This window comes from Streptomyces sp. TS71-3 (assembly GCF_018327685.1).
Lineage (GTDB): Bacteria > Actinomycetota > Actinomycetes > Streptomycetales > Streptomycetaceae > Streptomyces.
The window spans coordinates 1,961,374-1,986,896 of record NZ_BNEL01000003.1 but is presented as its reverse complement, the minus strand read 5'-3'; the positions used below and the strand labels follow the sequence as shown (position 1 = coordinate 1,986,896).

Genomic DNA, 25,523 nt, shown 5'->3' with positions numbered 1-25,523 from the left:
CGGCACCCGGACGGGCGCCGCCGGCTCAGCAGCCGAAGTCGACCAGGTCGAACGACTCGTAGTGGTCGGCGGTGTAGTAGTCCTCCTCGGACTGCTGCCCGGCGATGATGCGGCGGGCACCGCGGTCCGGCGACCCGGGGGTCTCAACGGTGTACTCGTGGTAGTAGCCGCTGGACTGCTTGGGGAGGAGCCCTTCGCGGTTCTGGAAGACGGTGCCGTCCTGCGGGTAGGGGTAGGGGCCGCCCTGGTCGATCAGGTCGAGCGTGTCGTGCGCCTGGGACGGCAGGTCGGAGTAGCAGATGTCACCGACGGCCGCGATCTGCTGGCTGATCGCGGGGGCGGTCGCGTGCGGAGCCGGGGCCGCGCTCACGGCGGCGACGGGGCCGCCGAGGAAGAGCGCGGCGGCGATGGCAGAGACGCTGAGGATGCGTGTGGGGGTTCGCATGGCCCCTAGCATGACGCGCGTAGACCATGGCGTGTCAATGACAAGGAGCCGTAGTTTTCTCAACGTTCATCGAATGAGGGGGAGTTGGGGCGCTTCCCGCGGGGGCACGCCTACGGGCGTGCGCCGGCGTCACAGCATGGTGCGGGGTCCGGGCATACGGATACGGCGCGGCTTCGGTGAGGCCGGGGGCCCCACCGCGCCGCCGCGTGCGCGTCCTGAGCGTGCTTCAGCCCGCGTGGGTCGAGAACAGGCCGCCCGTGGGGCCCTGCTTGTCGCCGCCCTGGGCCTTCTTCAGCGCGTTGGCCAGGCCCTCGATGGTGAGGGACTGGAGGATCACCCGGCCGTGGCCCTCCAGGGTGGCCAGGGAGAGTCCCTCGCCGCCGAAGACGGCGTTCATGATGCCCTGGCGGTTGAGGCCGCCGACGCGCTCGACGCCGTACTGGATGCCCTCCTCGAAGGCCACCACGCAGCCGGTGTCCACCTCGATGCGGCCGCCGAAGTCGGCGGGGTTGAGGTCGATGAAGTTGCCGGCGCCGCAGATGATGACCGTGCCCTGGCCGGTGAACTTCTCCAGGATGAAGCCCTCACCGCCGCTCATGCCCGTCCGGCCGCCCTGGAAGGCGATGCCGAACTCGACGCTGGACTCGGCGGCCACGAAGGCGTCCTTCTCGGCGAACCAGGCGCGCGAGCCGGTGAGTTCCAGGGCACGCATCTCGCCGGGCAGGACGCCGGCGAAGCCGACGGTGCCCTCCCCGCCCTGCGAGGTGAAGTACTGGAACGCCAGGGACTCGCCGGCCAGGTAGCGCTGGCCGACCTGCATGGCGGTGCCCATGGCCTGCCTGAGCATGCCGCCCATCCCGCCGCCGCCCTGCTGGCCCTGCCGCTGGCCGCCGCCGGAGGGGCCCGAGAGCCGGGTCTCCATCGTCACGTTGGACGTCTTGAAGAGGAACTTGCCCGCCTCGCAGTAGACGGTCTGGCCGGGCTGGAGGTTGACGACCGCCATCTGCATGGCATTGCCGACGATCTCTTGCTGCAAGGTCACGGCGGGGTCTCCTTGACGCGCGCGTCTGGATCGGTGCGGTTCGCGGGAGCACCCGCGGGCCGGGCCCCGGGGCCCGGCTCTGTCCGCCGGGTCAACGACGGAGGCGGCCCACTTGGTTCCCGATCCCGCCGGCCTCCGATCCCCTCGCTCCCGATCCCGCTGATCGGCGCCTGCCCCCCCGCCGCTCAGCCCCCGAGTTCCGCGCGCCGCTCCCTCAGCCGCCGCACTCCCCGTTCGGTGAGCGAGCCGAAGAGCCGGAGCCTGGATATGCCGCCGTCCGGATATATGTCGATACGGGCGTGGGTGCCGGTGACGGGTTCCGGGAGCACGAACCGGTGGACGGTGTCCGGCTGCAACCGGGTACGGGGCAACGCCTGCGTCCAGGCACCCGCACCGGCCGCACCGGGCGCGAGGTCGGGCCCGCTCCCGCCGGGGTCCTCGTCGTCGACGGAACCGACGGAACCGACGGAACCCGCCGAACCCGCCGAACCAGTGGAACCGGCGTCCAGGACCGACAGCGACGCCCAGCCCGCCGCGTTCCCCTTGAGGTACGCCGTGTCGATCTCGACGGCGTGGACGCGGGCGTGCGCGGCGAGCCGGTAGCCGATCCAGTCGTGGCCGCGGTCGCGGCGCCGCCGGGTCTCCCACCCGTCGTCCATCCGCCGGGACCTGCCGGGCGCGATGGTGTGGGCGGCGGGCGAGTAGAACAGGTCGGAGGCGCCGGTGACCCGCCCGCCGTGCTCCAGCGCGAGCACGTCGAAGGTGCCGAGCGCCGTCAGCCAGTCCACGTCCGGCACCACCTCGCCGTGCACCCGCAGGCGGGCGATCCCGCCGTCCGGGTACTGGCGCAGCCGCAGGTGGGTGAAGCGGCGCCGGACGGCGACGGCGAACCCGTTGGCCGCGTGCCCGCCGACGGCCGTCCGGGGCACCAGCGTGTGCCAGGCCGTGCCGGCGCCGAGCAGCTCCCCCGGGTCCGGGGTGCCGTCGGCGCAGGCGCCCTCGACGGAGACTGCCTCGGGGTGGTTGCCGCGGAAGTGGGCGGTGTCGACGACGACGCCGTGGATCACGCCCGGGGCGCCGAGCCGCACGAGCGCCCAGTCGTGGTCGCCGTCCCGGGGCCAGGGGTGGTCCGCCGAGCCGCGCCGGCGGCGGGTCTCCCAGCCGTCCATGATCTTCCCCTTGGGGCCGAACCGGTCCGGTTCGAAGACGGGGCGGCCGGGGAGCAGCAGGCTCTCGCGCGGCGCGAAGAACTCGTCGTCGGCGGCGACGACTCCCGCGCCGAGCGCCCGGTCGGCGAGGTCGGGGAGGCCGGTGAAGGGGAAGTCGGCGGTGCGGTAGTCGGCGTACGGGTCGCCGCCCGCGTAGGGGGCCGCCGGGCCGGTGAAGCGGGGCAGGTCCGTCATGCCGTTCGTTCCGTCCTCTCCAGGAGCCGCCCGCCGGGTGCGGCGAAGGCGGGGGTGTGGGTGGCCGGGGACTTCTCGTACACGCACCGGCCGCGCAGCCAGGTGGCCGTGACGGCGCCGTGCAGGGTCCGGCCGGCGTAAGCGGTGACGGGGTTGCGGTGCTGGAGGGTCGCGGGATCGACGGTGAAGGTCCGCTCGGGCTCGAAGACGGCGAAGTCGGCGTCGCGGCCCGCCTCGATGGCGCCCTTGCGGTGCAGGCCCGCCAGCGCCGCGGTGCGCTCCGCCATCCAGCGGGCGACGTCCTGGAGGGTGTGGCCGCGCCGCCTGGCCTCGGTCCAGACGGCGGGCAGGCCGAGCTGGAGCGAGGAGATGCCGCCCCAGGCGGTGGCGAAGTCGGTGGTCTTGAGGTCGGCGGTGGACGGCGAGTGGTCGGTGACCACGCAGTCGAGGGTGCCGTCGGCGAGCGCGGCCCACAGCAGGTCCTGGTTGGCGGCGTCGCGGATCGGCGGGCAGCACTTGAACGCGCTGGCGCCGTCCGGCACGTCCTCCGCGCGGAGCGTGAGGTAGTGCGGGCAGGTCTCGGCGCTGATCTTCACGCCCTCGCGGCGGGCGGCGGCGATCAGCGGCAGGGCGCTCGCCGACGACACGTGCAGGACGTGCACCCGGGCGCGGAGCCGCCGGGCGGCCGCTGTCAGGGTGGCGATGGCGGCGTCCTCGCCTGCGGCGGGCCGGGAGCGCAGGAAGTCGGCGTAGCGGGGGCCGCCGTGACGCGGGGCGCGGGCCAGGTGGCGGGGGTCCTCCGCGTGCACGATCAGCAGGCCCCCGAACCCGGCGGTCTCCCCCATGGCCGCGGTCAGCTCCGCGGTGTCCAGCTCGGGGAACTCGTCGACGCCGGAGGGCGCGAGGAAGCACTTGAACCCGAACACGCCCGCGTCGTGCAGGGGCCGCAGCTCCCCCAGGTTGCCGGGTACGGCACCGCCCCAGAAGCCCACGTCGACATGGGCGGCTTCCCTGGCCGCGGCCTGTTTCGTGCGCAGATGGGCCACGCTGGTGGTGGGCGGCAGGGAGTTGAGCGGCATGTCGACGAGGGTCGTGACGCCGCCGGCCGCCGCGGCGCGGGTGGCCGTCCAGAAGCCCTCCCACTCCGTACGGCCGGGGTCGTTCACGTGCACGTGGGTGTCGACGAGGCCGGGCAGCAGGACGGCGTCGCCGAGGTCCCGGACGTCCGCGCCGGGCGGCGTCGCGGCGCCGTACTCCCGCACGGCGGCGATGCGTTCGCCCTCGACGACGACGCAGGCCGGACCGATCCCCTCGGGGGTGAGGACGCGGGTGGAGCGCAGCACCAGGCCGGACGGAGGGCCCGAGGCCGGCGGAAAGCGCTCCTCGGGGGTGAGGGTGGTCCCAAGGCGCCCCGGTGGGCGGTCGTTCCGTTGCACGGGTCCCTGAAGGGGCGCGTCCGGACGCGGGCGCGCCGGCGGTTCGCCGGATGCTTCAGCCGGCGTGGCGGTGGGTGGCTCATCCCGTGTGGCGGTGGGCTGTTCCTCCCGCGTGGCGGTGGGTGGTTCATACGGCGGGGCGGCGGGTGATTCGGTTCCTGGCACGTGTACCTCCCTGTCGCTCCGGCTGCTTGGCGTACTCCGGCCCTCTTCCCAAAACTTCAACGTTCTGTTGAAGTTTCATCGCGCCCCCCACGCGCCGTCAAGGCATCCGGAGCGCACGCCTCGCCGCGCCGGAGGGCACACGGAACGCCGCACGGGCCCCGTACGGCATGCGCCCACGAGTCCCGTACAGCAGGCCCACGAGCCCCCGTACGACAAGCCCGCGGGGCACGCTCCGCACACCGCCAGGACACCCGTGCGCCCCGGGCGCCGGCACCGAAACACCCCGGACCTGTCCTGGACTTTTCCGAAACACGAAATTAAACTTCCGAAAAATCCAGGATCGCCACACCGCCGTCAGAACCCCCGACCGAACCCCCGCCGCCCCTCACCGAGCACCGGACCCATCCCGCCACGCGCGCGGCCGACCGCCCGCACCAGGCCTCTGACCGGCGGGAACGCCGCGCCGGTGACGGGCAGCGGGAGCCCCGCGCCGGGTACGCTGGCTGCTTGCCCGTCCGTCGACCGACCACCCGCATCAGAGGCCAGGGACCGTCCGGTTCCGGAGTCTCGGAAGGAACGCGCCGTGCCGCCGTCAAGCGCCAGCACCACCGACGCCGACAAGTCCCCTGCCGCCTCCGGCTCCTCCGGCGGTGTCCAGTCGCTTGAACGTGCCTTCGACCTGCTGGAGCGCATGGCGGACGCGGGCGGCGAGGTCGGCCTGAGCGAGCTGTCCGCGAGCAGCGGGCTGCCGCTGCCGACCATCCACCGGCTGATGCGCACGCTGGTGACCTGCGGTTACGTCCGCCAGCAGCCCAACAGGCGCTATTCGCTCGGCCCTCGGCTGATCCGCCTGGGCGAGTCGGCGTCCCGGCTGCTCGGCACCTGGGCCCGGCCGCACCTGGCCCGCCTGGTGGAGGAGACCGGCGAGACCGCGAACATGGCGCTGCTCGATGGCGACGAGGTCGTCTACGTGGCGCAGGTCCCCTCGAAGCACTCGATGCGGATGTTCACCGAGGTGGGCCGGCGGGTGCTGCCGCACTCCACGGGCGTGGGCAAGGCGCTGCTGGCCCAGTTGCCCTCGGACGAGGTGCGCGCCCTGCTGGGCCGCACCGGAATGCCGGCCGCCACCGAGAAGACCATCACCACCCCGGACGCCTTCCTCGACGCCCTGGAGGAGGTGCGCCGCCTCGGCTACGCGCTCGACGACAACGAGCAGGAGATCGGCGTCCGCTGCCTCGCCGTGCGGGTACCGGACTCCCCCACGGCCGCCGCCATCTCCATCTCGGGGCCGGCGGGCCGGGTCACCGAGGCGGCCACGGAGAAGATCGTGCCCGTTCTGCAACAGGTCGCGGGCGAACTCTCCGAGGCCCTGACGGCAAGTTAACCGATCGGTTAGTAAGCTTTTCCACCGGAACCCCGAGCCTCCGGGAATGGATCCGGAACATTGCGCGCCCGTGCGGTGATCCTCGCCTGACCCATATCCGTCGGAGGAATTGACGGGGAATGGCGGGCGGGCTCCCGCGAGGGGGCGGTCAGGGTCGAGCGAACGCGCCCCGGAAATGCCGAAGGCTCCCGGGAGAAGTCCGAGGAATGCCTGAACCATGGCCTCGGATCCCGGGAGCCCTCGGGAAACGCGAACGGACCCTGCGGCCCGTCAGAGCGGCGGCCGCTCCCCGAAGAGTTCCACCGCGGTGCGCACCTGCGCCAGGCTCGGCGCGAGGGCGCTGACCGAGCCGATCGACCCCGCGACCAGCAGCAGCGACCGGCGCAGCCGGCGGATCTCCGGGTCCCCGCTCAGTGCCATCGTGGAGAGCGCGGCCAACTCGTCCTCGGCGATGCCGCGGTCCGCGAACTCCACCGGGTGCGCGGCGAGGTCACGGCGCAGCCGTGACACGGCGGCCCGTAAATTCGCCACGCGGACGTCATGTTCTCCGCTGCCCACCACAGCCCCGTGCCCCACACTCCCCAACACGGCTTCCCCCCCTCGCACATGCTCGTGCCCCCACTATTCACATTCTCCTGCTCTTCACGCGCACCCCAGGAAGACCCCCCTGCCCGGGGCCGCGCAAAGCGACCCCCTGTCGAGCATCGGCCAAAGCCTGGAGTCGCGGCCAGTAAACGCCACGTGGAGACCCTGGCGCCACAGAAAGGACGTAATTTGCCCGCTGTACGAGATGTCCGAACGTGATGGCCGGCCGGCCTGTGATTGCGAACCACGGGGCACCCGGCGGGCCGCGGCGAGCCGAGGCCAAGGACCGGCAAAGGACGTTTCCCGATTCTCCCTCCTACCGCAACCTTTCGGCCCCCTGCCGCAGCGGTTCGCCCCCGCCCGCCAGCGCAGCCGCCGGGAGGCCCCGCTCTCCCGTTCGCCCGCGCCGGGAGTGCCGCGGCGCCCGGGAGAGACCGCGGCATGCGGGCTGCGACACACAGGGGGACGTAAGGTCGATGGCCGGGCGGTGCGAGAGGCGGCGGGATGACGGGCAGCGGGCGGGGCGCGCAGGCGGAAGGCGCCGAGGCGGAGGCGGGACAGGCCGGGGCGCACGCGGAACAGGCCGGGGCACAGGCAGAACGGGCCGGCGCGGGGGCAGAACGGGCCGGGGCGCAGGCGGAACCGGTGGGTCCGGTGACGGGGCTGCTGCTGGCGGCGGGTGGCGGGCGGCGGCTCGGTGGACGCCCCAAGGCGCTGCTGCGGCACCGAGGCCGGCCGCTCGTGGAGCACGCCGTCCGGGTGCTGCGGGACGGCGGTTGCGAGCGGGTGCACGTGGTGCTGGGCGCCTCGGCCGAACGGGTCCGCGCGGAGGCCGACCTGACGGGGTGCCTGGTCGTCGACAACCCGGCGTGGGAGGAGGGCATGGGCTCGTCCCTGCGCGCCGGGCTCGGGCCACTGGTGGAGGAGTCCGGTACCGGCACCTCGGGGACCGCGGGACTACCGGGCGCCGGTCTGCCGGGCGCCGCCGGCCTGCCGGGTGCCGTCCTCGTGATGCTCGTCGACCAGCCCGGTATCGGCCCCGAGGCGGTCGCGCGGGTGCGCGCCGCATACTGGTCGCCCGCCTCGCTGGTCTCGGCCGCCTACCACGGCCGGCGCGGGCATCCCGTGCTGTTCGGCGCGGACCACTGGGCGGGCGTCATGGCAGGCGCCCTGGGAGACAAGGGCGCGCGCACCTACCTCGCGGCGCACGCCGACGCGCTGACGCTGGTCGAGTGCGCGGACGTCGCGGAGCCGTTCGACATCGACACGCCCGAGGACCTGGCGCGCCTGGACTGACTCGCCGGACGCCGGGCACGGGAAAGGTGGCACTGTGCGCGAGTCGTATCGACGGGTGGCACTGTGGGCCGAGTTGTATCGACGGAAAGAGTCTCGACATCAACAGACGATTGATGTTCCACCATAAGGAAACTAGTATCCACTGATCAGAAGCACTCTGAAGCACCCGATCGTCATGACGGCTTCCCCGGCCACGCCCCTCCGTCCTGGCACTCAGTGCCATGCGGTCCGGCGGCGCGTAGCGGCCGGCACCGTCGGGGGCCGTGCGTGACGCCGTGAAGCTCGCTGAAGGAAGTGAGAGCATGCCCGCACCAGCGCCCTCCGTGCCGGTCATCGTCGACGCGGAGCCCCTGCCCCGGCAGGACGAGGTCCTCGATCCCCAGGCCCTTGCCTTCGTGGGCGAGTTGCACCGGCGCTTCACGCCCCGCCGGGACGAACTCCTCGCGCGCCGCGCGGCACGCCGTGCAGAGATCGCCCGGACGGCCACGCTCGACTTCCTCCCGGAGACGGTCGCGGTGCGCGCCGACGACACCTGGCGCGTCGCGCCCTCGCCGGCCGCGCTGGACGACCGCCGGGTCGAGATCACCGGTCCCACGGACCGCAAGATGACCATCAACGCCCTCAACTCCGGCGCCAAGGTCTGGCTGGCAGACTTCGAGGACGCGCTCGCGCCCACGTGGGAGAACGTCATCCAGGGGCAGCTCAACCTCACGGACGCGTTCGAGCGCCGCATCGACTTCACCGACGAGTCGAGCGGAAAGTGGTACGCGCTGAAGGACGCCGGCGAGCTCGCCACCGTCGTGGTCCGGCCGCGCGGCTGGCACCTGGACGAGCACCACCTCCAGGTCGACGGCGAGCCGGTGCCCGGCGCGCTGGTCGACTTCGGCCTCTACTTCTTCCACAACGCCCAGCGGCTGCTGGACCTCGGCAAGGGCCCGTACTTCTACCTGCCGAAGACGGAGTCGTACCTTGAGGCGCGGCTGTGGAACGAGATCTTCGTCTTCGCCCAGGACCGGCTGGGCATCGCGCAGGGCACCGTCCGGGCGACCGTGCTCATCGAGACGATCACGGCCGCGTACGAGATGGAGGAGATCCTCTACGAGCTGCGCGACCACGCCTCGGGCCTGAACGCCGGTCGCTGGGACTACCTGTTCTCGATCGTGAAGAACTTCCGTGACGGCGGCGAGCGGTTCGTACTGCCGGACCGCAACGCCGTCACCATGACGGCCCCGTTCATGCGCGCCTACACCGAACTGCTGGTGCGCACCTGCCACAAGCGAGGCGCGCACGCGATCGGCGGCATGGCGGCGTTCATCCCCTCGCGGCGCGACCCCGAGGTGAACAAGGTCGCCTTCGAGAAGGTCCGCGCCGACAAGGACCGCGAGGCGTCCGACGGCTTCGACGGCTCCTGGGTGGCCCACCCCGACCTGGTGCCGATCGCCATGGAGTCGTTCGACGCGGTGCTGGGCGACGCGCCGAACCAGAGGAACCGGCTCCGCGAGGACGTCACGGTCGCGGCGGCCGATCTGATCGCCATCGACGCGCTGGACGCGAAGCCGACGTACGACGGCCTTGTCAACGCCGTCCAGGTCGGCATCCGCTACATCGAGGCGTGGCTGCGCGGCTCGGGCGCGGTCGCCATCTTCAACCTCATGGAGGACGCGGCCACCGCGGAGATCTCCCGTTCCCAGATCTGGCAGTGGATCAACGCGGGCGTGGTCTTCGAGAACGGTGAGCGGGCCACCCGGGAGCTGGCGCGGAAGATCGCGGACGAGGATCTGGCGGCGATCCGCGCCGAAGCCGGCGAGGAGGCGTTCTCGGCGGGCCGGTGGCAGGAGGCGCACGATCTGCTGCTGACGGTGGCGCTCGACGAGGACTACGCGGAGTTCTTGACGTTGCCGGCGTACCGGGAACTGGTGAGCCGGGGCTGAGCCCCGGGGTTTTCCCGTATACCGGGGCTCTGCCGTGGCTTGGCGGCGGGGCCCCGGCGCACCCGCGGCCACCGACTCGCCTACGGCGGGCATCTGGGGTCCAGCCCCTTGCGGTGCGTTCCTCGGGTGACGGTCTCCTTGGGCTGCTCGCTCCCCCACTGCCTTGAGGGCGTGGGAGGTCCCCCATCCCCGCGCCCCTTTCGGGGCGCACGTGGGCCGGCAGGCTCGGTGCGGCGTGGCCGTGAGATGCGGGGGCGCCGCTTCACTGAGACGATTCTGGGAGGTGGTCGATCACTACCCAGGAGTCGACATGGCCGGTCTCGTCCGCAAGAGCTTCGATTCCCCCGAAGAGGTCCGCCCCGCCGAGGAGGGCATGGGCAAGCTGGAGGTCGTCGGCAGCGAGTCCGGGTCGGCGATCCGCGCCACGCTCCAGCCGGGCTGGCAGTGGTCCAAACACGTCAAACCCATGATGGGGACCGAGAGTTGCGAGGTGCCGCACCTCGGCTACCTCGTCACGGGCAGGCTGAAGGTCCACATGGACGACGGCGAGGAACAGGAGTTCACCCAGGGCGACCTGCTGAGCATCGCGCCGGGCCACGACGCGTGGGTGGTCGGAGACCGGCCCTGCGTCTTCATCGACTGGCAGGGCTACGCCGAGCGGTCCAGCGGTTAGCCCCGCCCCTAGGGCGCGGGGAACTGCGCGACCAGCCCAAGGACACCGCCACCCGAAGAACGCACCGCAAGGGGCAGAACCAGATGCCCGCCGCAGGCGAATCGTGGCCGAGGGACAAGCGCGGGGCACCGGTACCGCTCAGCGCACCCCCGGCCTGTCGCTGAGGTCCGGGACGCGTCTGAGCCAGGCCGGCCGGGACGCCTCCGTCGCAGCGGCCCTGCGGGCGTCCTCGGCGGCCAGCTCGTCGCGGTGCGGGAACTCCTTGGGCAGCCAGGCCGCGGAGGCGCGGGCGCGGGCGGCCAGGTAGTCGACGTACGCCTCACGCACGGCGTCGGGGCCGGCGAAGCCGGGCTCCGCGGCCAGCCACTCGTCCGGCACGAGCGCGACGACCTCGCGCAGTAGCTCCTCGGTGACCCGCGGAGCCAGCTCCGCATCCGCGGCGACGGTGTCGGGGCCGTACCCGCCCAGCGCGTGGGTGCGGAAGGGGTAGGCCTTCTCGACCGTCGCCAGGGCGGTGTCCCAGCGGTGGTGGAAGACGAGGGCCGCGCCGTGGTCGATGAGCCAGAGCCGGGGTTCGCGGGTGCCGAAGCTGGGCCAGATCATCAGGTTGGGGCTGTGCACCGTGCGGTCGACGTTGACGGTGAGGGCGTCGAGCCAGACGATCCGGCCGGCTTCGAGCGGGGTGACGGTGACCGTGTCCAGGGCGGCGGCGGTGAAGTCGACGGCGCCGGGGAGCAGGTCCATGCCGAGGTTGAGGCCGGCGCTGGCGTGCAGCAGGTCCTGCACCTCCCGGTCGGGCTCGGCGGCGGCGACGGCCGGATCGAAGTCCATCCGCACCAGCTCCGGCACCCGCATCCCGAGCCGCCGCCCCAGCTCCCCCACGATCACCTCGGCGACCAGGGCTTTCCGGCCCTGCGCGGCGCCCGTGAACTTCACCACGTACGTACCGAGATCGTCGGCCTCCACGACCCCGGGCACGGATCCCCCGGCCCGCAGCGGGACGAGGTACCGGAGGGAGGACACGCGGCGGAGCATGCGCCCACTGTAACCGCGGGCCGACGGCGGACGCGGGCCCCTTTTCGCCGGGGCCGGGCGCCGGCCCGGCCCGGGAGCCGGTGAGCGCCTGGCCTTCCGAGCGGGGTGCGGACGGAAATCCCGTTGCACGAGTGGTGCCGCGGCTTCGAGGATCTGCCCATGACCACGATCACCTCTTCCCTGCCGCTGTCCGCCCCCGCCCGTCCCGTGCGGGTCCAGCAGCAGCCCGGCCGACCGCGGAGGCCGATTCCCGCCCGATCGTGACGGCCGCGCTGGTCGCGGGCCTCCTCGCCGGTTATGGCATCGCCATGCCGGTGGGGGCCGTCGCGACCTGTCTGGTGGCCCTCACGGCACGGACGTCCTTGAGGATCGGTGCGTGTGCCGCGCTCGGCGTCGCCACCGCCGACGGCCTGTACGCGCTGATCGCCGAGGTCGGTGGGACCGCGCTCGCCCGGACGATCCAGCCCGTGCTGGTGCCGCTGCGCTGGGCGTCGGTGCTGGTGCTCCTCGCTCTGGCGGCGCGAGGCGGTGCCGTGGCGGTGAGGCGGTACCGCAACCGCCATGGCCCCACTTCGGCGGGCAGACAGGCGCCGGTCAGCCCCATCCGCGCCTATCTGGGACTGTGGGGCGTCACGATGATGAACCCGCTCACCGTGATCTACTTCACGGCCCTGGTCCTGGGCGGCCAGGCCGCATCGGTACCGAGCCATCCGGAACAGGCCGTCTTCGTCCTCGCCGCCTTCGCCGCGTCCGCCAGCTGGCAGCTGTTCCTCGCCGGCGGTGGTGCGCTGCTCGGCCGGGCCCTGACCGGCGCTCGCGGGCAACTCGCCACCGCTCTGGGCTCAAGCCTGCTGATCGCGGTCCTGGCGCTCCGTCTCCTGGTCTCGTCCCCGTGATGGGCGGCGAGGGGCGGCGCATGGCGGGCGAGGGCCGGCGGCATCCGGCCTCGGCGGCCAGGCATCTGGAGAGGTCGGCGATTTGCCATGTGCGCGTCACGACGCCGTTACCGAGAGGTGCCGGGGGCCGCGCAGACTCGTTCACGCCCCCCCTTGGATCGTCGAGAGGTCGGACATGGATTCCTCCACCACGCGCCTCATTTCGAGGTCGCTCCTGGTCGCCACCCTCCTCACGGGGGGCCTGCTCGCCGTGCCCTCGCACGCGCGGGCCGCGGACGACCCGCGGATGGAGACCAACCAGCCGGCGCTCATCGTGGCCGCGGCCGGCGAGGCGGTCGACTCCAGGATCGCCGTGCACCACGGCCACACCGGAGGAGACCAGGTCTGCCTCGTCAACGCGGACAACGGTCTCGGCTTCCCCGGCAAGACGGTGCGCGTGGCCAAGGGCGGGCGCTCGGCCGAGCTGACCACGGCCCGCGACGGCTGCGCGAGCGTGCCCGGAGTCAACTGGCGCGGCGCGACGGTGGCGTTCGCGGGTGACGGTGCCGTGCACGAGTCCGCGACGCGGCTCGTTCCGTAGCCGAACGGACCTCGATCCCAGCGGGGGCGGCGCACCGTAGGCACGGTGAGCCGCCCCCGTGGTGCGTCGACCGCCGCGCCGGCGCGTGTCCCCTGAGCAGCGTCCGCGCGGAGCCCGGTACCGCCCCGATACCGCCCTGGATCAGGCGGCGGGTGCGGCCGGCGGGCCGTGGGGTGCCGGCCGGCGCACTGCGGCCGCGATGCGCCAGCTCGTCGACGGGTCCGCCGGCCACCAGAACCGCGACGCCCTCAGCCCCATCGCGAGCAGCAACTCGGCGGTCCGGCCGTCCGGGCCGTCGAACGCGACCTGTACCTCGATGCCGTGCCCCCGCCTGTCCATCGCCGTCTCCCCTCGCCTCGGCAACTCCGACCCTTTCACAAGCAGCGTTCGCGAACGCTGTACTCAAATCGCCGAGACCGGCGCAACCGAGCGGCGACGGAGGAGGAAGGGGGATGGACGAGGGCGCGCCGGTCAGCCGGCCAGCGCGGGGTAGTCGGTGTACCCGCCGGCGTCGCCGCCGTAGAACGTCTCGGGCTGCGGCGTGTTGTACGGGCCGCCGGCCGCGATCCGGTGCGGCAGGTCCGGGTTCGCGAGGAAGGACCGGCCGAGGGCGACGACGTCGGCGACACCGCTGTCCAGCACGTCGCGCACCACCTCGTGGGGCTCAAGCGGCGCCTCGTCGCGGTGCGGGTTGAGGATGAGCGCGCCGGGCCACAGCGAGCGGAGGGTCCGGGTGAGGTCGCGGTGGCCGGGGGTCTCGCTGATGTCGAGGAAGGCGAGGTCGCCCGCGATCGGCTTGAGCCCGTCGATCATGGCCCTGTACAGAGCCTCCGGGTCCTCCTCCCGCATCGCGTGCACCGTGCTGGCGGGCGAGACGCGCAGGGAGGTGCGCTCCGCGCCGACAACGTCGGCGACCGCCTCGACGGCGGCCACGGCGAACCGGGTGCGGCCCTCGGGCGTGACGCCCCACCGGTCGGTGCGGACGTTGGCGTCGGAGCAGAGGAACTGGTGGATCAGGTAGCCGTTGGCGCCGTGCAACTGAACGCCGTCGAAGCCCGCCGCGACGGCGTTCCGCGCGGCGCCCGCGAAGTCGGCGAGCGCCCGCTCGATGTCGGCCTCGGTCATCGCGATCGGGACGACGTTGTCCTTCATGCCGGACGGAGTGTGGGTCAGGCCGGGTGCGGCCACCGCCGAGGGCGCCTCGGGCAGCAGCCCCTGCCGTACGTCCGGGTGGCCCTCCCGCCCGCCGTGCAGCAACTGCGCGAAGATCCTGCCGCCCGCCTCGTGCACGGCCTCGGTCACCTGCCGCCACGACCGGGTCTGCTCCTCGGTGAACAGGCCCGGCGTGTGCACGTAGCTCTGCCCGCGCAGGCTGGGCTGGACGGCCTCGGTCACGATCAGCCCCGCCGAGGCCCGCTGCCGGTAGTACTCGGCCATCAGGGGCGTGGCCGTCTCCCCGTCGCCCGCCCTGTTGCGCGTCATCGGCGCCATGGCGATGCGGTTCGCGAGCCGCACCCCGCCCACCCTCACCGCGCTGAATGCGTCAACCATGCTGGTGCGCCTTCCTGTTCGGCCCTGCCGGGCCCCTCGGCTCTTCGGAACGGGTCCAGTGTCGGACGCGCAGGAAGCCCTACCAAGGAGACGGTTAGTGGCTTACTATTCGTACGTGACCACGACTCCGTGCTTAACGCCACCGGCCATCGACGACGGCCGGTGCCGGGGGTTCCTCCCGGTGGCCGAACTGCTGGGCCGCCGCTGGACTGCCGCGGTGCTGCTTGCCGGCTGCCGCGGGGCGCGCCGGTTCGCCGAGTACCGGGCGCAGGTACCGGGCATCTCAGACCGCCTGCTCTCCACCCGCCTCAAGGAACTGGTACGGCAGGGGCTCCTGGTCCGCCGGGTCGTGCCCAGCACCCCGGTCCTCGTCACCTACGAGCCCACGGCGGGCGGCGCGGCACTGAGCGACGCTCTGGACCACCTGGTGCGGTGGAGCGAGACGCACGCGCTGGCCGGGGCCGGGGACTGACGGTCACCCCGGGTCCGTTACGCGTCGCCCTTCTTGCGGTGCGGTTCCAGTTCGCACCAGACCGTCTTCGTACACGGCGGCTCCTGTCGTGTGCCCCAGCGGTCCGCCAGCGCCTCCACCAGGAGCAGGCCGCGCCCGGACTCCGCGAGGCCGCCCGGCGATCCCGCCTGCACCTGGGTGGGCGGCAGCTTCTCGACGCGGGCGTCGGTGACCTCGATCCGCAGCACCGTGTCGTCGTCCGCGACGGCCAGCGCCAGCCGGAAGTCCCGGCCGGGCACGCGCCCGTGCAGGACCGCGTTCGCGGTGAGCTCGCCAACGAGGTGCGCCACGGTGAGCGACAGTTCGTGATCGTACGGCCAGCCCCAGTTGGCGAGCTGCTCCGTCGCGAGCCGCCGCGCGAGACGTGCGCCCCGGCGCGTGGCAGAGAGTCTGAGGCTGAAGTGGCGTACGGGGCAGCCGGGTTGGGCGGGGCCGGGTGTGTCGCCCTTTGGGCGGACATCGTGCGCATTCATGTCACTCAGCGTTGCGGAGTGTGCCTACGGTGCACAGGACTGCTGTGAGTACGCAGGGTCACTGTCCGGGTTCTGTCCGGGTGTTGTCCGGGTCGTGCCCCGTGACATCGGGCTCGCGGGTGGCGTTGCTGCATACCAGGGACTTTACGGAGGTGCACATGGGAGGGACACGCCACGGGGACCCCTTCGGCGACGTGGACGCACAACCTTCTGAGGACGACTCGGCGGCTGTCCTGCGGACGGTCGGCCGGGTGATCAAGAAGTTCCGCGAGCGGGCGGGGCTCACTCAGACAGAGCTGGGCGAAGCGATCGGCTATGGCATGGAGCAGGTGTCGTCGGTCGAACGGGGACGGCGGGCACCGAGCCCCGACTTCCTCACGGCAGCGGATGAGGTGCTGAACGCGGGCGGGGTCATCGCGGAGCTGAAGGACGAGGTTGAGCGTGCACGGTACCCCAAGAAGGTTCGAGACCTTACGGAGGTAGAGAGCAGAGCCGTCGAAATCTGCACCTGGGACAACTCCGTCGTCAACGGGTTGCTTCAGACTGAGGAATACGCACGTGCGCTCTTCGAGATGCGACGGCCCATGTTCTCGCCCGAAGACTTGGAACGGCGCATCGCGGGGCGCGCGGCGCGGCAAGAGATCATCAGAGAGGGTAAGACCGCTCCAGCGCTGGGTTTCGTGCACGACGAGGCCGCGCTACGACGACCGATCGGTGGCAAGGAGGTCCTTCGACGGCAGCTTAAACATTTGCTGCACATCGCAGAGTTGGGAAACGTAGAGGTGCAAGTACTGCCGCTGGACAGCGAGGACAACGCCGGTATCGCCGGGCCCTTTAACTTGCTGAGGCTCCGCGAGGGGGTCACCGTTGCTCACCACGAAGTACAGCGCATCAGCCAACTCGTCTCCGACCCCCAAGAGATTCAGATCCTCGAACTTCGCTATGGAATCATCCGCGCCCAGGCACTCAGCCCACGAGAGTCGGTGGCGTTCATCGAAAGGATGCTAGGAGAGACATGAACCCCAAGAGCTCAGCTAGCCCCGACCCACAGCTTGAGTGGTTCAAGAGCAGCTACAGCACCGACGACGGACCCGCCTGCGTCGAAATCGCCCCCGCCCCCGCCACCGTCCACATACGTGACTCCAAGAACCCGGACGGCCCCACCCTCCAGTTCACCCCCCAACAATGGGGCCGTTTCCTGCCGTTCGCCGCTGAGGCACCCTCGGCGTAGGCACCCCGCTGGGGCACCCGGGAGGCACCGTGGCTCGGTTTGAGGCCGGTGCCTCCCTCTCAATAAGATCCGCCGATGATCACAAGAAAACGGTCGGCGGCAGCGCTCTGCGCACTGTTCGCCGCCCTGACCCTGGCCGGACCCGCCGCGGGGCCGGCCTTCGCGGCGGACGACACTCCGGCGCAGTCGCAGAACGCGCCGAAGGTCGATCTCGTCCTCGACGTCAGCGGCTCGATGCGGACCCGGGACATCGACGGCGGGTCCCGCATGGCCGCGGCCAAGCAGGCGTTCAACGAGGTGCTGGACGCGACCCCCAAGGAGGTGCAGCTCGGCATCCGGACGCTCGGGGCGAACTACCCGGGCGAGGACCGCAAGGTCGGCTGCAAGGACACCGCCCAGCTCTACCCGGTGGGCCCGCTGGACCGGACGGACGCCAAGACGGCCGTCGCGACGCTCGCGCCCACGGGCTGGACGCCGATCGGCCCGGCGCTGCAGAAGGCGGCGGGCGATCTAGAAGGCGGCGACGGCTCCCGCCGGATCGTGCTGATCAGCGACGGCGAGGACACCTGCCAGCCGCTCGACCCCTGCGAGGTGGCGCGGGACATCGCGGCCAAGGGCATCCACCTCACGATCGACACGCTGGGGCTCGTGCCGGACGCGAAGACGCGTGCGCAGTTGCTGTGCATAGCCGAGGCGACGGGCGGCACGTACACGTCCGTCACGCACACGGACCAGCTCACCCACAAGGTGGGCCAGCTGGTGGACAGGACCGCGGACCCGGTGGTGACGCCCGTGGGCGTCAAGGGCACCGATCAGTGCGCGAACGCGCCCCAGCTCAAGCCGGGGCTGTACGACGACCGTGAGACGTTCGGCGAGCACCGCTGGTACCGGGTGGACGTCGAGCACGGCAAGGAGCTGCGGGCGTCCGTGAGCGTCGCGGACGACCGGGCCGTGAACCGCGACTACGGCGTGCTGCTGCGTGCCGTGACGCAGCGCGGGCGGGAGATCGTGCGCGGCTCCGAGGCCGGGAGCGGCCGTACGGACGTGATCTCGACGGGGATCCGGTACCCGAGCCCCAAGCTGGATGACGACGACTCGGATGCGGACGCGGCGGCGGAACCTGAGACGGTCTGCCTGGAGGTCAGCAACTCCTACTCCGCTCCCCCGTCGGTGAAGACCACCCCGGGGCTGCCGGTCGAGCTGACCGTGGACGTGGTGGACGGGCCCGACAACGCCTCGGACGTGGCCGCGTTCGGCCTGGGCCGCGGCTGGTGGCTGCTGGGCGCCATGGTCGTCACCGGCTTCCTTGCGGGGATCGTGTGGGGCTGGCTGTCGCGCGGGCGGGTCGCGATGCGGAGGGGCAACTGATGCGTACGACACGTATGACAGGTACGACCGCGCGTAGACGGCGCACCATGCGCGGCGGAACCGGCCGGGCGCTGGCCGCGGGACTGCTGGGCGTCGGTGCGCTGCTCGCGCCGGTGGCCTCGATGGCAGTTCCGGCGCTGGCGGACGACGCCTCGCCCTCGGCGACCGAGGGGTCCGAGGGGTCCGGGGACTCCTCCGACGACGCGGCACCCACGGAGGCGGGCACCTCGTTCCGTACGGCGGCGGAGATCCGGCAGGACCAGGAGGCGACGGCGAGCGCGTCCACCGGCGACTACCTGTACTGGTCGTTCCCGGCGGACGCCGGGCAGCGGCCGACCGTGCGCGCGACGGTGAAGCTGCCGTCCGGATCGGCACGGCAGGGCACGTCCACGTGGCAGATCGACGTGTACGACGGGCTGCGGCGCAGGCAGGCGTGCATGTACGGCAACCAGACCCGGACGGCCGCAGCGGACGCCCAGGAGCTCAAGCTCTCCTGCACGCTCCGCCCGGTGCGGGCGTGGGCGGAGCAGTGGGCCGACGACCCGCTGCCCGGCACGTACTACGTCCGGCTGACGGCGGTCGGGCTGGGCGTCGCCGACACGGGGCAGCCGTTCCAGGCGTCGGTGGAGGCGCTCTCCCACGACGCGGGCGGCGCCCACGCCGTGGGCGGCCGGCTGGCGAAGCCGCTGGTCCCGGGCATCTCGATGGCCGCGGACGGCGACTCGGGCGACGGCTCCGCCACGGCCTCCGCCAGCCCTTCCGGCGACGGCTCCGACGACGGTTCCGGTGACGGCTCGCAGACGGCCGCCCTCTCCAAGGGCGAGCCGGACGGCGGCTGGTCCTCCGGCTGGTGGACCGACCGCTGGCTGTGGACCGCCGGGGGCGCCGTCCTCGCCGCCCTCGCGGGCATCGGCGGCTACGCCCTCGCCCGCGGCCGGGGCCGCTCCTACCCGGCGCCCCAGCGCTACTGAGCACCGGCAGAAGGGGCCGGCGCCTCCCGTTCGCCACGGGCGGGCGCCGGCCCGAACCTCAGCCCGCCGCCCATCCCGCGTAGAAGAGGCCGAGACCGACGATGACGCACACGCCCTGGATGGTCCAGAAACGGACCACGACCAGGACTTCGGACCATCCTTTGAGTTCGAAGTGATGCTGGAGCGGCGCCATCTTGAAGACGCGCCTGCCGGTCATCCTGAACGAGCCGACCTGGATGACCACGGACAGCGTGATCAGGACGAACAGGCCGCCCAGCAGGGCGAGCAGCAGTTGCGTACGAGAGCAGATGGCCAGGCCGGCCAGGGCTCCGCCGAGGGCGAGCGAGCCGGTGTCGCCCATGAAGATCTTGGCGGGCGAGGTGTTCCACCACAGGAACCCGAAGCAGGCGCCCATGAGCGCGGAGGATATGACGGCGAGGTCGAGCGGGTCGCGGACCTCCATGCAGGAGGCGGGGTGGAGCATCGTCATCGCGTTGGCGCACGACTGCTGGAACTGCCACAGGCCGATGAAGGTGTAGCCACCGAAGACCATGGCCGAGGCGCCGGCCGCCAGCCCGTCCAGGCCGTCCGTCAGGTTCACGCCGTTCGACATGGCCAGGATCATGAACAGTGCCCACACGACGAACACCACCGGGCCGATGCTCCAGCCGAAGTCGGTGACGAACGACAGCTTGAGGGAGGCCGGCGTCTGGCCGCGGTCGTCCGCGAACTGGACGGCCAGGACGGCGAAGAGGATGCCGACGACGAGCTGGCCGGACATCTTCGCCCCGGCCCGCAGGCCCAGCGAACGCCGCTTGACGATCTTGATGTAGTCGTCCAGGAATCCGACGACGCCCATGCCCGTCATCAGGAACAGCACCAGCAGGCCCGGGTAGGTCACGCCCTCGCCGGTGATGGCCTTGGCCAGGACGTAGGCGACGAGCGTGGCCAGGATGAAGGCGATGCCGCCCATCGTCGGCGTTCCACGCTTGCCGTGATGGCCCCGTGGCCCGTCGTCCCTGATGAACTGCCCGTACCCCTTGCGAGCCAGCAGCCTGATCAGCAGCGGGGTGCCGATCAGGCTCAGGAAGAGGCCTATGGCCCCGGCGAACAGGATCTGGTTCATCGGACGGCGTCTCCCCCTCGGCCACATTCCCGCACGGGGCTGCCTCGCCGGTCTCGCCGGCCGCCCCGGCACACAGCCTAGGCAGTTCACCCCGGCCCGGGGGCCGGCGCCTCCCGTTCGCCACGGGCCGGCGCCGGTCTCACCGGAGGGGCACTGCCTCTCAGGCGTACAGCCGCACCGAGTACGTCGACGTGAGGCTGGTCCAGAGTCCCCACCCGCAGTTGTTGCCGATGTTCCAGGCGACACTGCCCGTGCCGTTGGATCCCGTGAATCCCTCGACGCCCGCACCGCCCGTCTGGCAGTTCATCACGGTGTAGTCGCCGACGAGATTCTGGACGTTGTACGTCCCGTAGCGGTAGAAGCTGTACACCATGGGGTGGTTGGGGCTGTCGTCCCAGATGTCGCCCTTGTAGATGCAGACATAGCCTGAGTTGCAGGTGGCGGTCTGCGTGCCGTTGATCCCCGCTGGGGACGCGGTGGTCGCGGGGACCGGTGACGGGGACGCGGCCGCGGATGTGGCGACGGCGACGGGCATGGCCGGCCCGAGACAGGCGAGCAGCACGATCATGACGCGACGCATGAGGACTCCCTGGTGAGATCGAGTAGGCATCCCGTGATGCCCGTTTGCGGATGGTTGCTGCGTTGCTCTCACAGGCAGTGCGGCACGTGCGGCTGCCACTGGGACGGCGACCCGGTCGTCACGTACCAGTCGTTGATGAACCCGCTGTCGCCGTCGAAGTCGAGCGCGAACCAGTAGTGGTCGCCGTGGCCGTCCGCGTCGCCGTCGCCGGTGGTCCAGCAGGCCAGCATCATCGTGTCGCCGTTGGCGTAGCGGTGCCCGGTCGTGCCCGAGCCGTAGGACGGGCCGTTGTGCGAGGCCAGGTAGGACCCGGCAGAGATGCCGGTCACGGACGCACACCAGACCGTGTGCCCGTCGTGGTCGCAGGCCCAGCCCGCGGCGGATGCCGGCGAGGCGGTCGTGCACACCGCGGCCCCGGCCAGCGCCAGTGCGCCGGCCACCGCTGCGGCACGCCGGCGCCAGGGCCTGGCCGCACGGATGTCGTTCTTCATGGTGATCCCCCAGTTGCTCGCCGGATTCGGCGCCACTGCTGGGCCCCTGCGTGACATCCGCCGGCACGCTGCGCGCGTTCGGGGAGGTCGGCATGGCCACAGTCGGCGGGATGAAGCTAAGGGGCGGCAGTAAATAACCAATAAATGACGGGCGCGGGCCCGGCCGCTGGAGCGCCTGACGGAGAGTCAAAGATCACAAGTCGGCAAAGCCCCACCAGCCCCTGAACAACTCCGTCATATCCGCACGTGTCACGGGTGCAGACATTCACTTACGGGAGGTTTCATCAGATGAAGGACATACGTGCGTCCCGGGCCTTGGCGATCTCGGTGGCAGCAGCCGCCGGCCTCGCCCTCGCGGCCTCCACGGGCGCATTCGCGAGCACCGCGCAGCACCCGGCGACGGACCACAGAACGGGATACTCCGGCAACGGCCGCGGCCACACCGCCCACCAGGGTTCGACGTTCGAGGAGGTCGACCTCGTCTCCGACATCCCCGGCAAGGCGAAGCTGACCGACCCCGACCTGAAGAACCCCTGGGGCATCGCCATGACCTCGGCCTCGGCGCTGTGGACGTCCAACCAGGGCACGAACAGCTCCACCCTCTACTCGCTCCCCGCGGGCACCGACACCGTGGCCAAGTCGGACAAGGTCCGCGTCACCATGGCGGACTCCGTTCCCGGCCCGGCCGGGCAGGTCGCCTACGAGGGCACCGGCTTCGTCCTGCACAACGGCGACAAGACCGGCTCCGCCCGGTTCATGTTCTCCACGCTCGACGGGCACATCGAGGCCTGGTCCCCGGGCGTCGACCCCAACATCGGCCAGACCGAGGACGTCGCGACGGTCGCGGGAGCCGCCTTCACCGGCCTGGCGGTTGCGAGCACCGCGCAGGGCGACCAGCTGTACGCCACGGACTTCGCGTCGGGCGCGATCGACGTCTTCGACTCCCGGTTCAAGCCGGTCAAGCTGGCTCCCTGGCAGTTCCGCGACGCCCACCTGCCCAAGGGCTACAAGGCCTTCAACGCGCAGGCCATCGGCAACAACGTCTACGTCACCTACGACATCCCGAACCCCGACACCGGGCTGGAGGGCACCGAGGCGGGCAACGGCATCGTCGACGAGTACGACGCGTCGGGGCACTTCCTCGCCCGCGTCGCCTCCGGTAAGGACATGAGCGCCCCGTGGGGCCTGGCCATCGCGCCGAAGAGCTGGGGCGACAAGGCCGGCGACCTGCTGATCGGCAACTTCGGCGACGGCACCATCAACATCCTGCCCAAGCACGGCCACCACTTCGACAACCACCACGCCACCAAGCTGCGCCTGACCTCGGGAAAGCCGTTCTCCCAGCCCGGCCTGTGGGGCCTGCTGCCCGGCACCGAGACGACCGGGGGCACCGACGCGGTCTGGTTCGCCTCCGGCATCAACGGCGAGAAGGACGGCCTGCTGGGCGTCATTCGCCCGTAAGGCCGACCGGCGGCCGCGCGTCTGAGCGCGGCGGACGGGGCCGCCCCTTCCTTCGGGGGGCGGCCCCGTCGACGTTCTCGCCACGGTCGGAACGGGCTCGGGGAAGCAGCCCGTTGACCACCCCAGTGCCACGCGCGCATCCGCAGGACGTCGAACAGCGGCTCCTCTAGGCTGGACGGCGGGCCGTGAAGGCCGACCAACGGACGGGGGAGAGAAAATGATCGGGCCACAGGACGGTGTCGTCGTCTTCTGGAAGCCGGGGTGTGTCTTCTGCATGAAACTCCGGCTGCTCCTGAGGTTCACGCGACTGCACTACACCGAAGTGAACATCTGGAAGGACCCGGAGGCCGCGGCGTTCGTCCGCCTGGTGGCCGACGGGAACGAGACGGTGCCGACGGTGACCGTGGCGGGCAGGGCGATGGTGAACCCGTCGAAGAGGCAGGTGATGGACGCGGTCGCCGCTTACGCACCGCACCTGCTGCGGCCCGCCGGCTGACCTGCGGGCGCCTTCCCTTCCACCGCGCCCGGGGCCGGGGGATCACCCGGTGTCCTGGTGCCGGCCGCCCGCACCGAGCAGGGCCTTGGCGAGCGGTCCGTCGCCGTCCACCAGCAGCCGGCCGGACCGCACCGCCTCCCCCACGCCCAGCGCCCCGGCGACGACCTCCGCACACGTCGCCGAGTCCAGCCGGAGCAGGGCGTCGGGCTCGCCCGGCGCGGGCCCGTCGCCGTACACGGCCCCCGGCTCTCCCCCGGAACCGGCCGCGCTCAAGGCCCCGGGCGGCGAACCCCCTTCCGGGCACTGTCCGACGAAGACGTGGAACACCCCTTCGTCCACGTGCACTTCCGCCACCCCCACCCCGCCGAGCGCGGCGAGCCGTCCCCGCAGGGGCAGCGCGAACCAGTGCGCGCGCACCGCGTCCGTCGGGCGCCGCTCGGCCAGCTCCTCCGCGCCCCACGCGCACAGCGCCTCAAGGACGGGCAGCAACCGCCGGCCCCGGTCGGTGAGTTCGTAGACCGCGGCGGACGCGGGCGGGGGCAGCCTGCGCCGGACGGCGACCCCTTCGCGCTCCAGGTCCCTGAGGCGGGACGCGAGCACGTCCGTGCTGACGCCGGGCAGGTCCGCGTGGAGATCCGTGTAGCGCCGGGCACCCCCGAGGAGTTCGCGGACGATCAGCAGGCTCCAGCGGTCCCCCACCGCGTCCAGGGCGCGGGCCGCGCCGCAGTAGTGGTCGTAACTGCGGCGTTGCGGCCGGCCCGGCTGCCCGGTGCGCGCGGGCGCCGCGGCACCGTCCGGCTGGCGTGACTGACGTGGCATGCGTCGCAGTCTAGACATGTTGTTGGACTTTCCAAGCGCGTACTTGGTAAAACCAAGTCGGACGCGAGGCCGCAGGACCGGCACAAGGCCGCGTGCCGTGGCGTGCACCGGGTGCGACCGGGTGCGCGCCGCGGAGGTTCACAGTCGCCGGGTACAAGGTCGGGAGGCGGTCGTATGGAGTTCCGGCAGTCGAGCAAGCTCAGCGAGGTCTGCTACGAGATCCGGGGCCCGGTCATCGAGCACGCGGACGCGCTGGAGGAGGCCGGGCACAGCGTGCTCCGCCTGAACACCGGCAACCCCGCGCTCTTCGGCTTCGAGGCCCCCGAGGAGATCGTCCAGGACATGATCCGGATGCTCCCCCAGGCACACGGCTACACCGAGTCGCGCGGCATCCTCTCCGCACGGCGCGCGGTGGCCCAGCGGTACCAGACCCTCGGCCTCGACGTGGACGTGGACGACGTGTTCCTCGGCAACGGCGTCTCCGAGCTGGTCTCGATGGCCGTCCAGGCACTGCTGGAGGACGGCGACGAAGTCCTCATCCCCGCGCCCGACTTCCCGCTGTGGACGGCGGTCACCACGCTCGCCGGCGGCAAGGCCGTGCACTACCTCTGCGACGAGGGATCGGACTGGTACCCGGACCTCGCCGACCTGGCGTCGAAGATCACCGACCGCACCAAGGCCGTCGTGATCATCAACCCGAACAACCCGACCGGCGCCGTCTACCCCAAGGAGATCGTCGAGGGCATCCTCGACCTCGCACGCCGCCACGGCCTGATGGTCTTCGCGGACGAGATATACGACCAGATCCTCTACGACGACGCGGTGCACCACAGCGCCGCCGCGCTCGCCCCCGACCTCGTGGTGCTGACCTTCTGCGGGCTCTCCAAGACCTACCGGGTGGCGGGCTTCCGCTCCGGCTGGCTGGTCGTGACCGGCCCCCGGCAGCACGCCAGGGACTACCTGGAGGGGCTGGCGATGCTCGCCTCCATGCGGCTGTGCCCCAACGCCCCCGCCCAGTACGCCATCCAGGCCGCGCTCGGCGGCAGGCAGTCCATCCGGGAGCTGACCGCGCCCGGCGGCCGGCTGCACGAGCAGCGCGACCGCGCCTGGCAGAAGCTGAACGAGATCCCGGGCGTCTCCTGCGTCAAACCGCGCGGCGCGCTCTACGCGTTCCCGCGGATCGACCCGAAGGTGCACGCCATCCACGACGACGAGCGCTTCGTGCTGGACCTGCTGCTGCGCGAGAAGATCCAGGTGGTCCAGGGCACCGGCTTCAACTGGCCGCGGCCCGACCACTTCCGCATCCTCACCCTGCCGTACGCCGACGACCTGGACGCCGCGATCAGCCGGATCGGGCGGTTCCTGAGCGGCTACCGGCAGTGAGGCGGGGCTGAGGGGCCTGAGTCGGGCCTGAGCGGTGGCGCGCGGACCGGGCTCTGCTCTTCCGTCGGGGCCCGGTGCATGCGGGGCCCGGTTCGGTGCGCGGACCCCGGTTCGGTGACGGTGGCCGGTTCAGTGCCGGTCGCCGGTTCAGTGCCGGTCGCCGGTCCGGTGCCGGTCGCCGACGCGGTGTC

Annotated in this window: 27 protein-coding genes; 14 read left to right on the top strand and 13 right to left on the bottom strand. The window is 71.9% G+C overall.

Annotated elements, in window-relative coordinates; translation table 11 throughout:
* Positions 1-25: 25 nt before the first annotated feature.
* The 4 genes from Sm713_RS32590 to allB all read right to left on the bottom strand — a co-directional run bounded on the left by Sm713_RS32590 (position 26) and on the right by allB (position 4,236).
* Positions 26-445 carry a ribonuclease domain-containing protein gene (locus tag Sm713_RS32590; protein WP_212913563.1) on the bottom strand — a complete coding sequence of 140 codons (420 nt, stop codon included), beginning with the start codon at positions 443-445 and terminating at the stop codon, positions 26-28.
* A 226-nt stretch (positions 446-671) separates the two neighbouring features.
* Complete coding sequence (locus Sm713_RS32585) at positions 672-1,487, bottom strand: AIM24 family protein (protein ID WP_212913562.1); 816 nt, start codon at positions 1,485-1,487, stop codon at positions 672-674.
* Between the two features lie 185 nt (positions 1,488-1,672).
* On the bottom strand, positions 1,673-2,890 hold the full coding sequence (gene alc / locus Sm713_RS32580) for an allantoicase (RefSeq protein WP_212913561.1): 1,218 nt from the start codon (positions 2,888-2,890) through the stop codon (positions 1,673-1,675).
* Positions 2,887-4,236: an allantoinase AllB gene (gene allB, locus Sm713_RS32575; RefSeq protein WP_212914997.1), complete on the bottom strand. Its 1,350-nt coding sequence runs from the start codon at positions 4,234-4,236 to the stop codon at positions 2,887-2,889. The genes alc and allB overlap by 4 nt, the downstream gene beginning before the upstream one ends.
* An 838-nt stretch (positions 4,237-5,074) precedes the next feature.
* Here allB and Sm713_RS32570 point away from each other — a divergent pair.
* Positions 5,075-5,875 carry an IclR family transcriptional regulator gene (locus Sm713_RS32570; protein WP_212913560.1) on the top strand — a complete coding sequence of 267 codons (801 nt, stop codon included), beginning with the start codon at positions 5,075-5,077 and terminating at the stop codon, positions 5,873-5,875.
* Positions 5,876-6,145: 270 nt separating this feature from the next.
* Here Sm713_RS32570 and Sm713_RS32565 read toward each other — a convergent pair whose 3' ends face one another.
* On the bottom strand, positions 6,146-6,463 hold the full coding sequence (locus Sm713_RS32565; RefSeq protein WP_212913559.1) for a DUF5955 family protein: 318 nt from the start codon (positions 6,461-6,463) through the stop codon (positions 6,146-6,148).
* A gap of 501 nt (positions 6,464-6,964) precedes the next feature.
* Between Sm713_RS32565 and Sm713_RS32560 the strand changes: the two genes are divergently transcribed.
* From Sm713_RS32560 to Sm713_RS32550, 3 genes are all read left to right on the top strand, one after another.
* Positions 6,965-7,756, top strand: coding sequence for an NTP transferase domain-containing protein (locus tag Sm713_RS32560; protein ID WP_212913558.1), 792 nt, complete (start codon positions 6,965-6,967; stop codon positions 7,754-7,756).
* Positions 7,757-8,058: 302 nt separating this feature from the next.
* Complete coding sequence (gene aceB, locus Sm713_RS32555) at positions 8,059-9,687, top strand: malate synthase A (RefSeq protein WP_212913557.1); 1,629 nt, start codon at positions 8,059-8,061, stop codon at positions 9,685-9,687.
* 310 nt (positions 9,688-9,997) lie between these two features.
* On the top strand, positions 9,998-10,360 hold the full coding sequence (locus Sm713_RS32550) for a cupin domain-containing protein (RefSeq protein WP_212913556.1): 363 nt from the start codon (positions 9,998-10,000) through the stop codon (positions 10,358-10,360).
* A gap of 138 nt (positions 10,361-10,498) precedes the next feature.
* Here the strand turns inward: Sm713_RS32550 and Sm713_RS32545 are convergent, their stop codons facing one another.
* Positions 10,499-11,395 carry a HipA family kinase gene (locus Sm713_RS32545; RefSeq protein ID WP_212913555.1) on the bottom strand — a complete coding sequence of 299 codons (897 nt, stop codon included), beginning with the start codon at positions 11,393-11,395 and terminating at the stop codon, positions 10,499-10,501.
* 260 nt (positions 11,396-11,655) lie between these two features.
* On the opposite strand from Sm713_RS32545, the gene Sm713_RS32540 reads away from it, so the two are divergent.
* Both Sm713_RS32540 and Sm713_RS32535 read left to right on the top strand, forming a co-directional pair.
* The gene (locus Sm713_RS32540; protein ID WP_212913554.1) at positions 11,656-12,291 is read left to right on the top strand and encodes a LysE family transporter; all 636 of its coding nucleotides are present in this window, start codon (positions 11,656-11,658) and stop codon (positions 12,289-12,291) included.
* 175 nt (positions 12,292-12,466) lie between these two features.
* The gene (locus Sm713_RS32535) at positions 12,467-12,871 is read left to right on the top strand and encodes a hypothetical protein (protein ID WP_212913553.1); all 405 of its coding nucleotides are present in this window, start codon (positions 12,467-12,469) and stop codon (positions 12,869-12,871) included.
* Between the two features lie 141 nt (positions 12,872-13,012).
* Here Sm713_RS32535 and Sm713_RS32530 read toward each other — a convergent pair whose 3' ends face one another.
* Both Sm713_RS32530 and Sm713_RS32525 read right to left on the bottom strand, forming a co-directional pair.
* A complete protein-coding gene (locus Sm713_RS32530; RefSeq protein ID WP_212913552.1) occupies positions 13,013-13,210 on the bottom strand; it encodes a hypothetical protein in 198 nt (65 codons plus the stop codon).
* A gap of 132 nt (positions 13,211-13,342) precedes the next feature.
* Positions 13,343-14,422 carry an alkene reductase gene (locus Sm713_RS32525; RefSeq protein WP_212913551.1) on the bottom strand — a complete coding sequence of 360 codons (1,080 nt, stop codon included), beginning with the start codon at positions 14,420-14,422 and terminating at the stop codon, positions 13,343-13,345.
* Between the two features lie 181 nt (positions 14,423-14,603).
* Between Sm713_RS32525 and Sm713_RS40935 the strand changes: the two genes are divergently transcribed.
* Positions 14,604-14,894 (top strand): helix-turn-helix domain-containing protein, encoded by a 291-nt coding sequence (locus Sm713_RS40935; RefSeq protein ID WP_249416838.1) that lies wholly within the window; start codon positions 14,604-14,606, stop codon positions 14,892-14,894.
* A gap of 17 nt (positions 14,895-14,911) precedes the next feature.
* On the opposite strand, the gene Sm713_RS32515 is transcribed toward Sm713_RS40935, so the two are convergent.
* Entirely contained in the window at positions 14,912-15,406 is a 495-nt protein-coding gene (locus Sm713_RS32515) for an ATP-binding protein (protein ID WP_212913549.1), read from the bottom strand.
* 158 nt (positions 15,407-15,564) lie between these two features.
* Here Sm713_RS32515 and Sm713_RS32510 point away from each other — a divergent pair, with 158 nt between their 5' ends.
* From Sm713_RS32510 to Sm713_RS32495, 4 genes are all read left to right on the top strand, one after another.
* Positions 15,565-16,425, top strand: a complete 861-nt coding sequence (locus tag Sm713_RS32510) for a helix-turn-helix transcriptional regulator (RefSeq protein ID WP_212913548.1) — start codon at positions 15,565-15,567, stop codon at positions 16,423-16,425.
* The gene (locus tag Sm713_RS32505) at positions 16,422-16,637 is read left to right on the top strand and encodes a DUF397 domain-containing protein (RefSeq protein ID WP_212913547.1); all 216 of its coding nucleotides are present in this window, start codon (positions 16,422-16,424) and stop codon (positions 16,635-16,637) included. The genes Sm713_RS32510 and Sm713_RS32505 overlap by 4 nt, the downstream gene beginning before the upstream one ends.
* A 75-nt stretch (positions 16,638-16,712) precedes the next feature.
* Positions 16,713-18,005 (top strand): VWA domain-containing protein, encoded by a 1,293-nt coding sequence (locus Sm713_RS32500; protein WP_212913546.1) that lies wholly within the window; start codon positions 16,713-16,715, stop codon positions 18,003-18,005.
* A 47-nt stretch (positions 18,006-18,052) separates the two neighbouring features.
* Positions 18,053-18,976 (top strand): hypothetical protein, encoded by a 924-nt coding sequence (locus Sm713_RS32495; RefSeq protein ID WP_249416837.1) that lies wholly within the window; start codon positions 18,053-18,055, stop codon positions 18,974-18,976.
* A gap of 58 nt (positions 18,977-19,034) precedes the next feature.
* Here Sm713_RS32495 and mraY read toward each other — a convergent pair whose 3' ends face one another.
* From mraY to Sm713_RS32480, 3 genes are all read right to left on the bottom strand, one after another.
* Positions 19,035-20,102: a phospho-N-acetylmuramoyl-pentapeptide-transferase gene (gene mraY, locus Sm713_RS32490; RefSeq protein WP_212913544.1), complete on the bottom strand. Its 1,068-nt coding sequence runs from the start codon at positions 20,100-20,102 to the stop codon at positions 19,035-19,037.
* A gap of 160 nt (positions 20,103-20,262) precedes the next feature.
* Complete coding sequence (locus Sm713_RS32485) at positions 20,263-20,682, bottom strand: hypothetical protein (protein WP_212913543.1); 420 nt, start codon at positions 20,680-20,682, stop codon at positions 20,263-20,265.
* 68 nt (positions 20,683-20,750) lie between these two features.
* Positions 20,751-21,173, bottom strand: coding sequence for a hypothetical protein (locus tag Sm713_RS32480; RefSeq protein WP_212913542.1), 423 nt, complete (start codon positions 21,171-21,173; stop codon positions 20,751-20,753).
* A 288-nt stretch (positions 21,174-21,461) separates the two neighbouring features.
* Here Sm713_RS32480 and Sm713_RS32475 point away from each other — a divergent pair, with 288 nt between their 5' ends.
* Together Sm713_RS32475 and Sm713_RS32470 are read left to right on the top strand one after the other, a co-directional pair.
* A complete protein-coding gene (locus Sm713_RS32475) occupies positions 21,462-22,634 on the top strand; it encodes a TIGR03118 family protein (RefSeq protein ID WP_212913541.1) in 1,173 nt (390 codons plus the stop codon).
* A 217-nt stretch (positions 22,635-22,851) separates the two neighbouring features.
* Complete coding sequence (locus Sm713_RS32470) at positions 22,852-23,130, top strand: glutaredoxin domain-containing protein (RefSeq protein WP_212913540.1); 279 nt, start codon at positions 22,852-22,854, stop codon at positions 23,128-23,130.
* A gap of 42 nt (positions 23,131-23,172) precedes the next feature.
* Here Sm713_RS32470 and Sm713_RS32465 read toward each other — a convergent pair whose 3' ends face one another.
* Positions 23,173-23,967, bottom strand: coding sequence for a helix-turn-helix domain-containing protein (locus Sm713_RS32465; RefSeq protein WP_212913539.1), 795 nt, complete (start codon positions 23,965-23,967; stop codon positions 23,173-23,175).
* A gap of 156 nt (positions 23,968-24,123) precedes the next feature.
* On the opposite strand from Sm713_RS32465, the gene Sm713_RS32460 reads away from it, so the two are divergent.
* Entirely contained in the window at positions 24,124-25,332 is a 1,209-nt protein-coding gene (locus tag Sm713_RS32460; protein WP_212913538.1) for a pyridoxal phosphate-dependent aminotransferase, read from the top strand.
* Positions 25,333-25,523 lie beyond the last annotated feature (191 nt).

Bases quoted from the DNA above. Each gene is read 5' to 3' on its own strand.
- Sm713_RS32590 (WP_212913563.1), bottom strand. From the start codon at position 445: ATGCGAACCCCCACACGCATCCTCAGCGTCTCTGCCATCGCCGCCGCG.
- alc (WP_212913561.1), bottom strand. From the start codon at position 2,890: ATGACGGACCTGCCCCGCTTCACCGGCCCGGCGGCCCCCTACGCGGGC.
- Sm713_RS32560 (WP_212913558.1), top strand. From the start codon at position 6,965: ATGACGGGCAGCGGGCGGGGCGCGCAGGCGGAAGGCGCCGAGGCGGAG.
- aceB (WP_212913557.1), top strand. From the start codon at position 8,059: ATGCCCGCACCAGCGCCCTCCGTGCCGGTCATCGTCGACGCGGAGCCC.
- Sm713_RS32550 (WP_212913556.1), top strand. From the start codon at position 9,998: ATGGCCGGTCTCGTCCGCAAGAGCTTCGATTCCCCCGAAGAGGTCCGC.
- Sm713_RS32545 (WP_212913555.1), bottom strand. From the start codon at position 11,395: ATGCTCCGCCGCGTGTCCTCCCTCCGGTACCTCGTCCCGCTGCGGGCC.
- Sm713_RS32535 (WP_212913553.1), top strand. From the start codon at position 12,467: ATGGATTCCTCCACCACGCGCCTCATTTCGAGGTCGCTCCTGGTCGCC.
- Sm713_RS32530 (WP_212913552.1), bottom strand. From the start codon at position 13,210: ATGGACAGGCGGGGGCACGGCATCGAGGTACAGGTCGCGTTCGACGGC.
- Sm713_RS32525 (WP_212913551.1), bottom strand. From the start codon at position 14,422: ATGGTTGACGCATTCAGCGCGGTGAGGGTGGGCGGGGTGCGGCTCGCG.
- Sm713_RS32515 (WP_212913549.1), bottom strand. From the start codon at position 15,406: ATGAATGCGCACGATGTCCGCCCAAAGGGCGACACACCCGGCCCCGCC.
- Sm713_RS32510 (WP_212913548.1), top strand. From the start codon at position 15,565: ATGGGAGGGACACGCCACGGGGACCCCTTCGGCGACGTGGACGCACAA.
- Sm713_RS32505 (WP_212913547.1), top strand. From the start codon at position 16,422: ATGAACCCCAAGAGCTCAGCTAGCCCCGACCCACAGCTTGAGTGGTTC.
- Sm713_RS32500 (WP_212913546.1), top strand. From the start codon at position 16,713: ATGATCACAAGAAAACGGTCGGCGGCAGCGCTCTGCGCACTGTTCGCC.
- Sm713_RS32495 (WP_249416837.1), top strand. From the start codon at position 18,053: ATGCGCGGCGGAACCGGCCGGGCGCTGGCCGCGGGACTGCTGGGCGTC.
- mraY (WP_212913544.1), bottom strand. From the start codon at position 20,102: ATGAACCAGATCCTGTTCGCCGGGGCCATAGGCCTCTTCCTGAGCCTG.
- Sm713_RS32485 (WP_212913543.1), bottom strand. From the start codon at position 20,682: ATGCGTCGCGTCATGATCGTGCTGCTCGCCTGTCTCGGGCCGGCCATG.
- Sm713_RS32480 (WP_212913542.1), bottom strand. From the start codon at position 21,173: ATGAAGAACGACATCCGTGCGGCCAGGCCCTGGCGCCGGCGTGCCGCA.
- Sm713_RS32475 (WP_212913541.1), top strand. From the start codon at position 21,462: ATGAAGGACATACGTGCGTCCCGGGCCTTGGCGATCTCGGTGGCAGCA.
- Sm713_RS32470 (WP_212913540.1), top strand. From the start codon at position 22,852: ATGATCGGGCCACAGGACGGTGTCGTCGTCTTCTGGAAGCCGGGGTGT.
- Sm713_RS32465 (WP_212913539.1), bottom strand. From the start codon at position 23,967: ATGTCTAGACTGCGACGCATGCCACGTCAGTCACGCCAGCCGGACGGT.
- Sm713_RS32460 (WP_212913538.1), top strand. From the start codon at position 24,124: ATGGAGTTCCGGCAGTCGAGCAAGCTCAGCGAGGTCTGCTACGAGATC.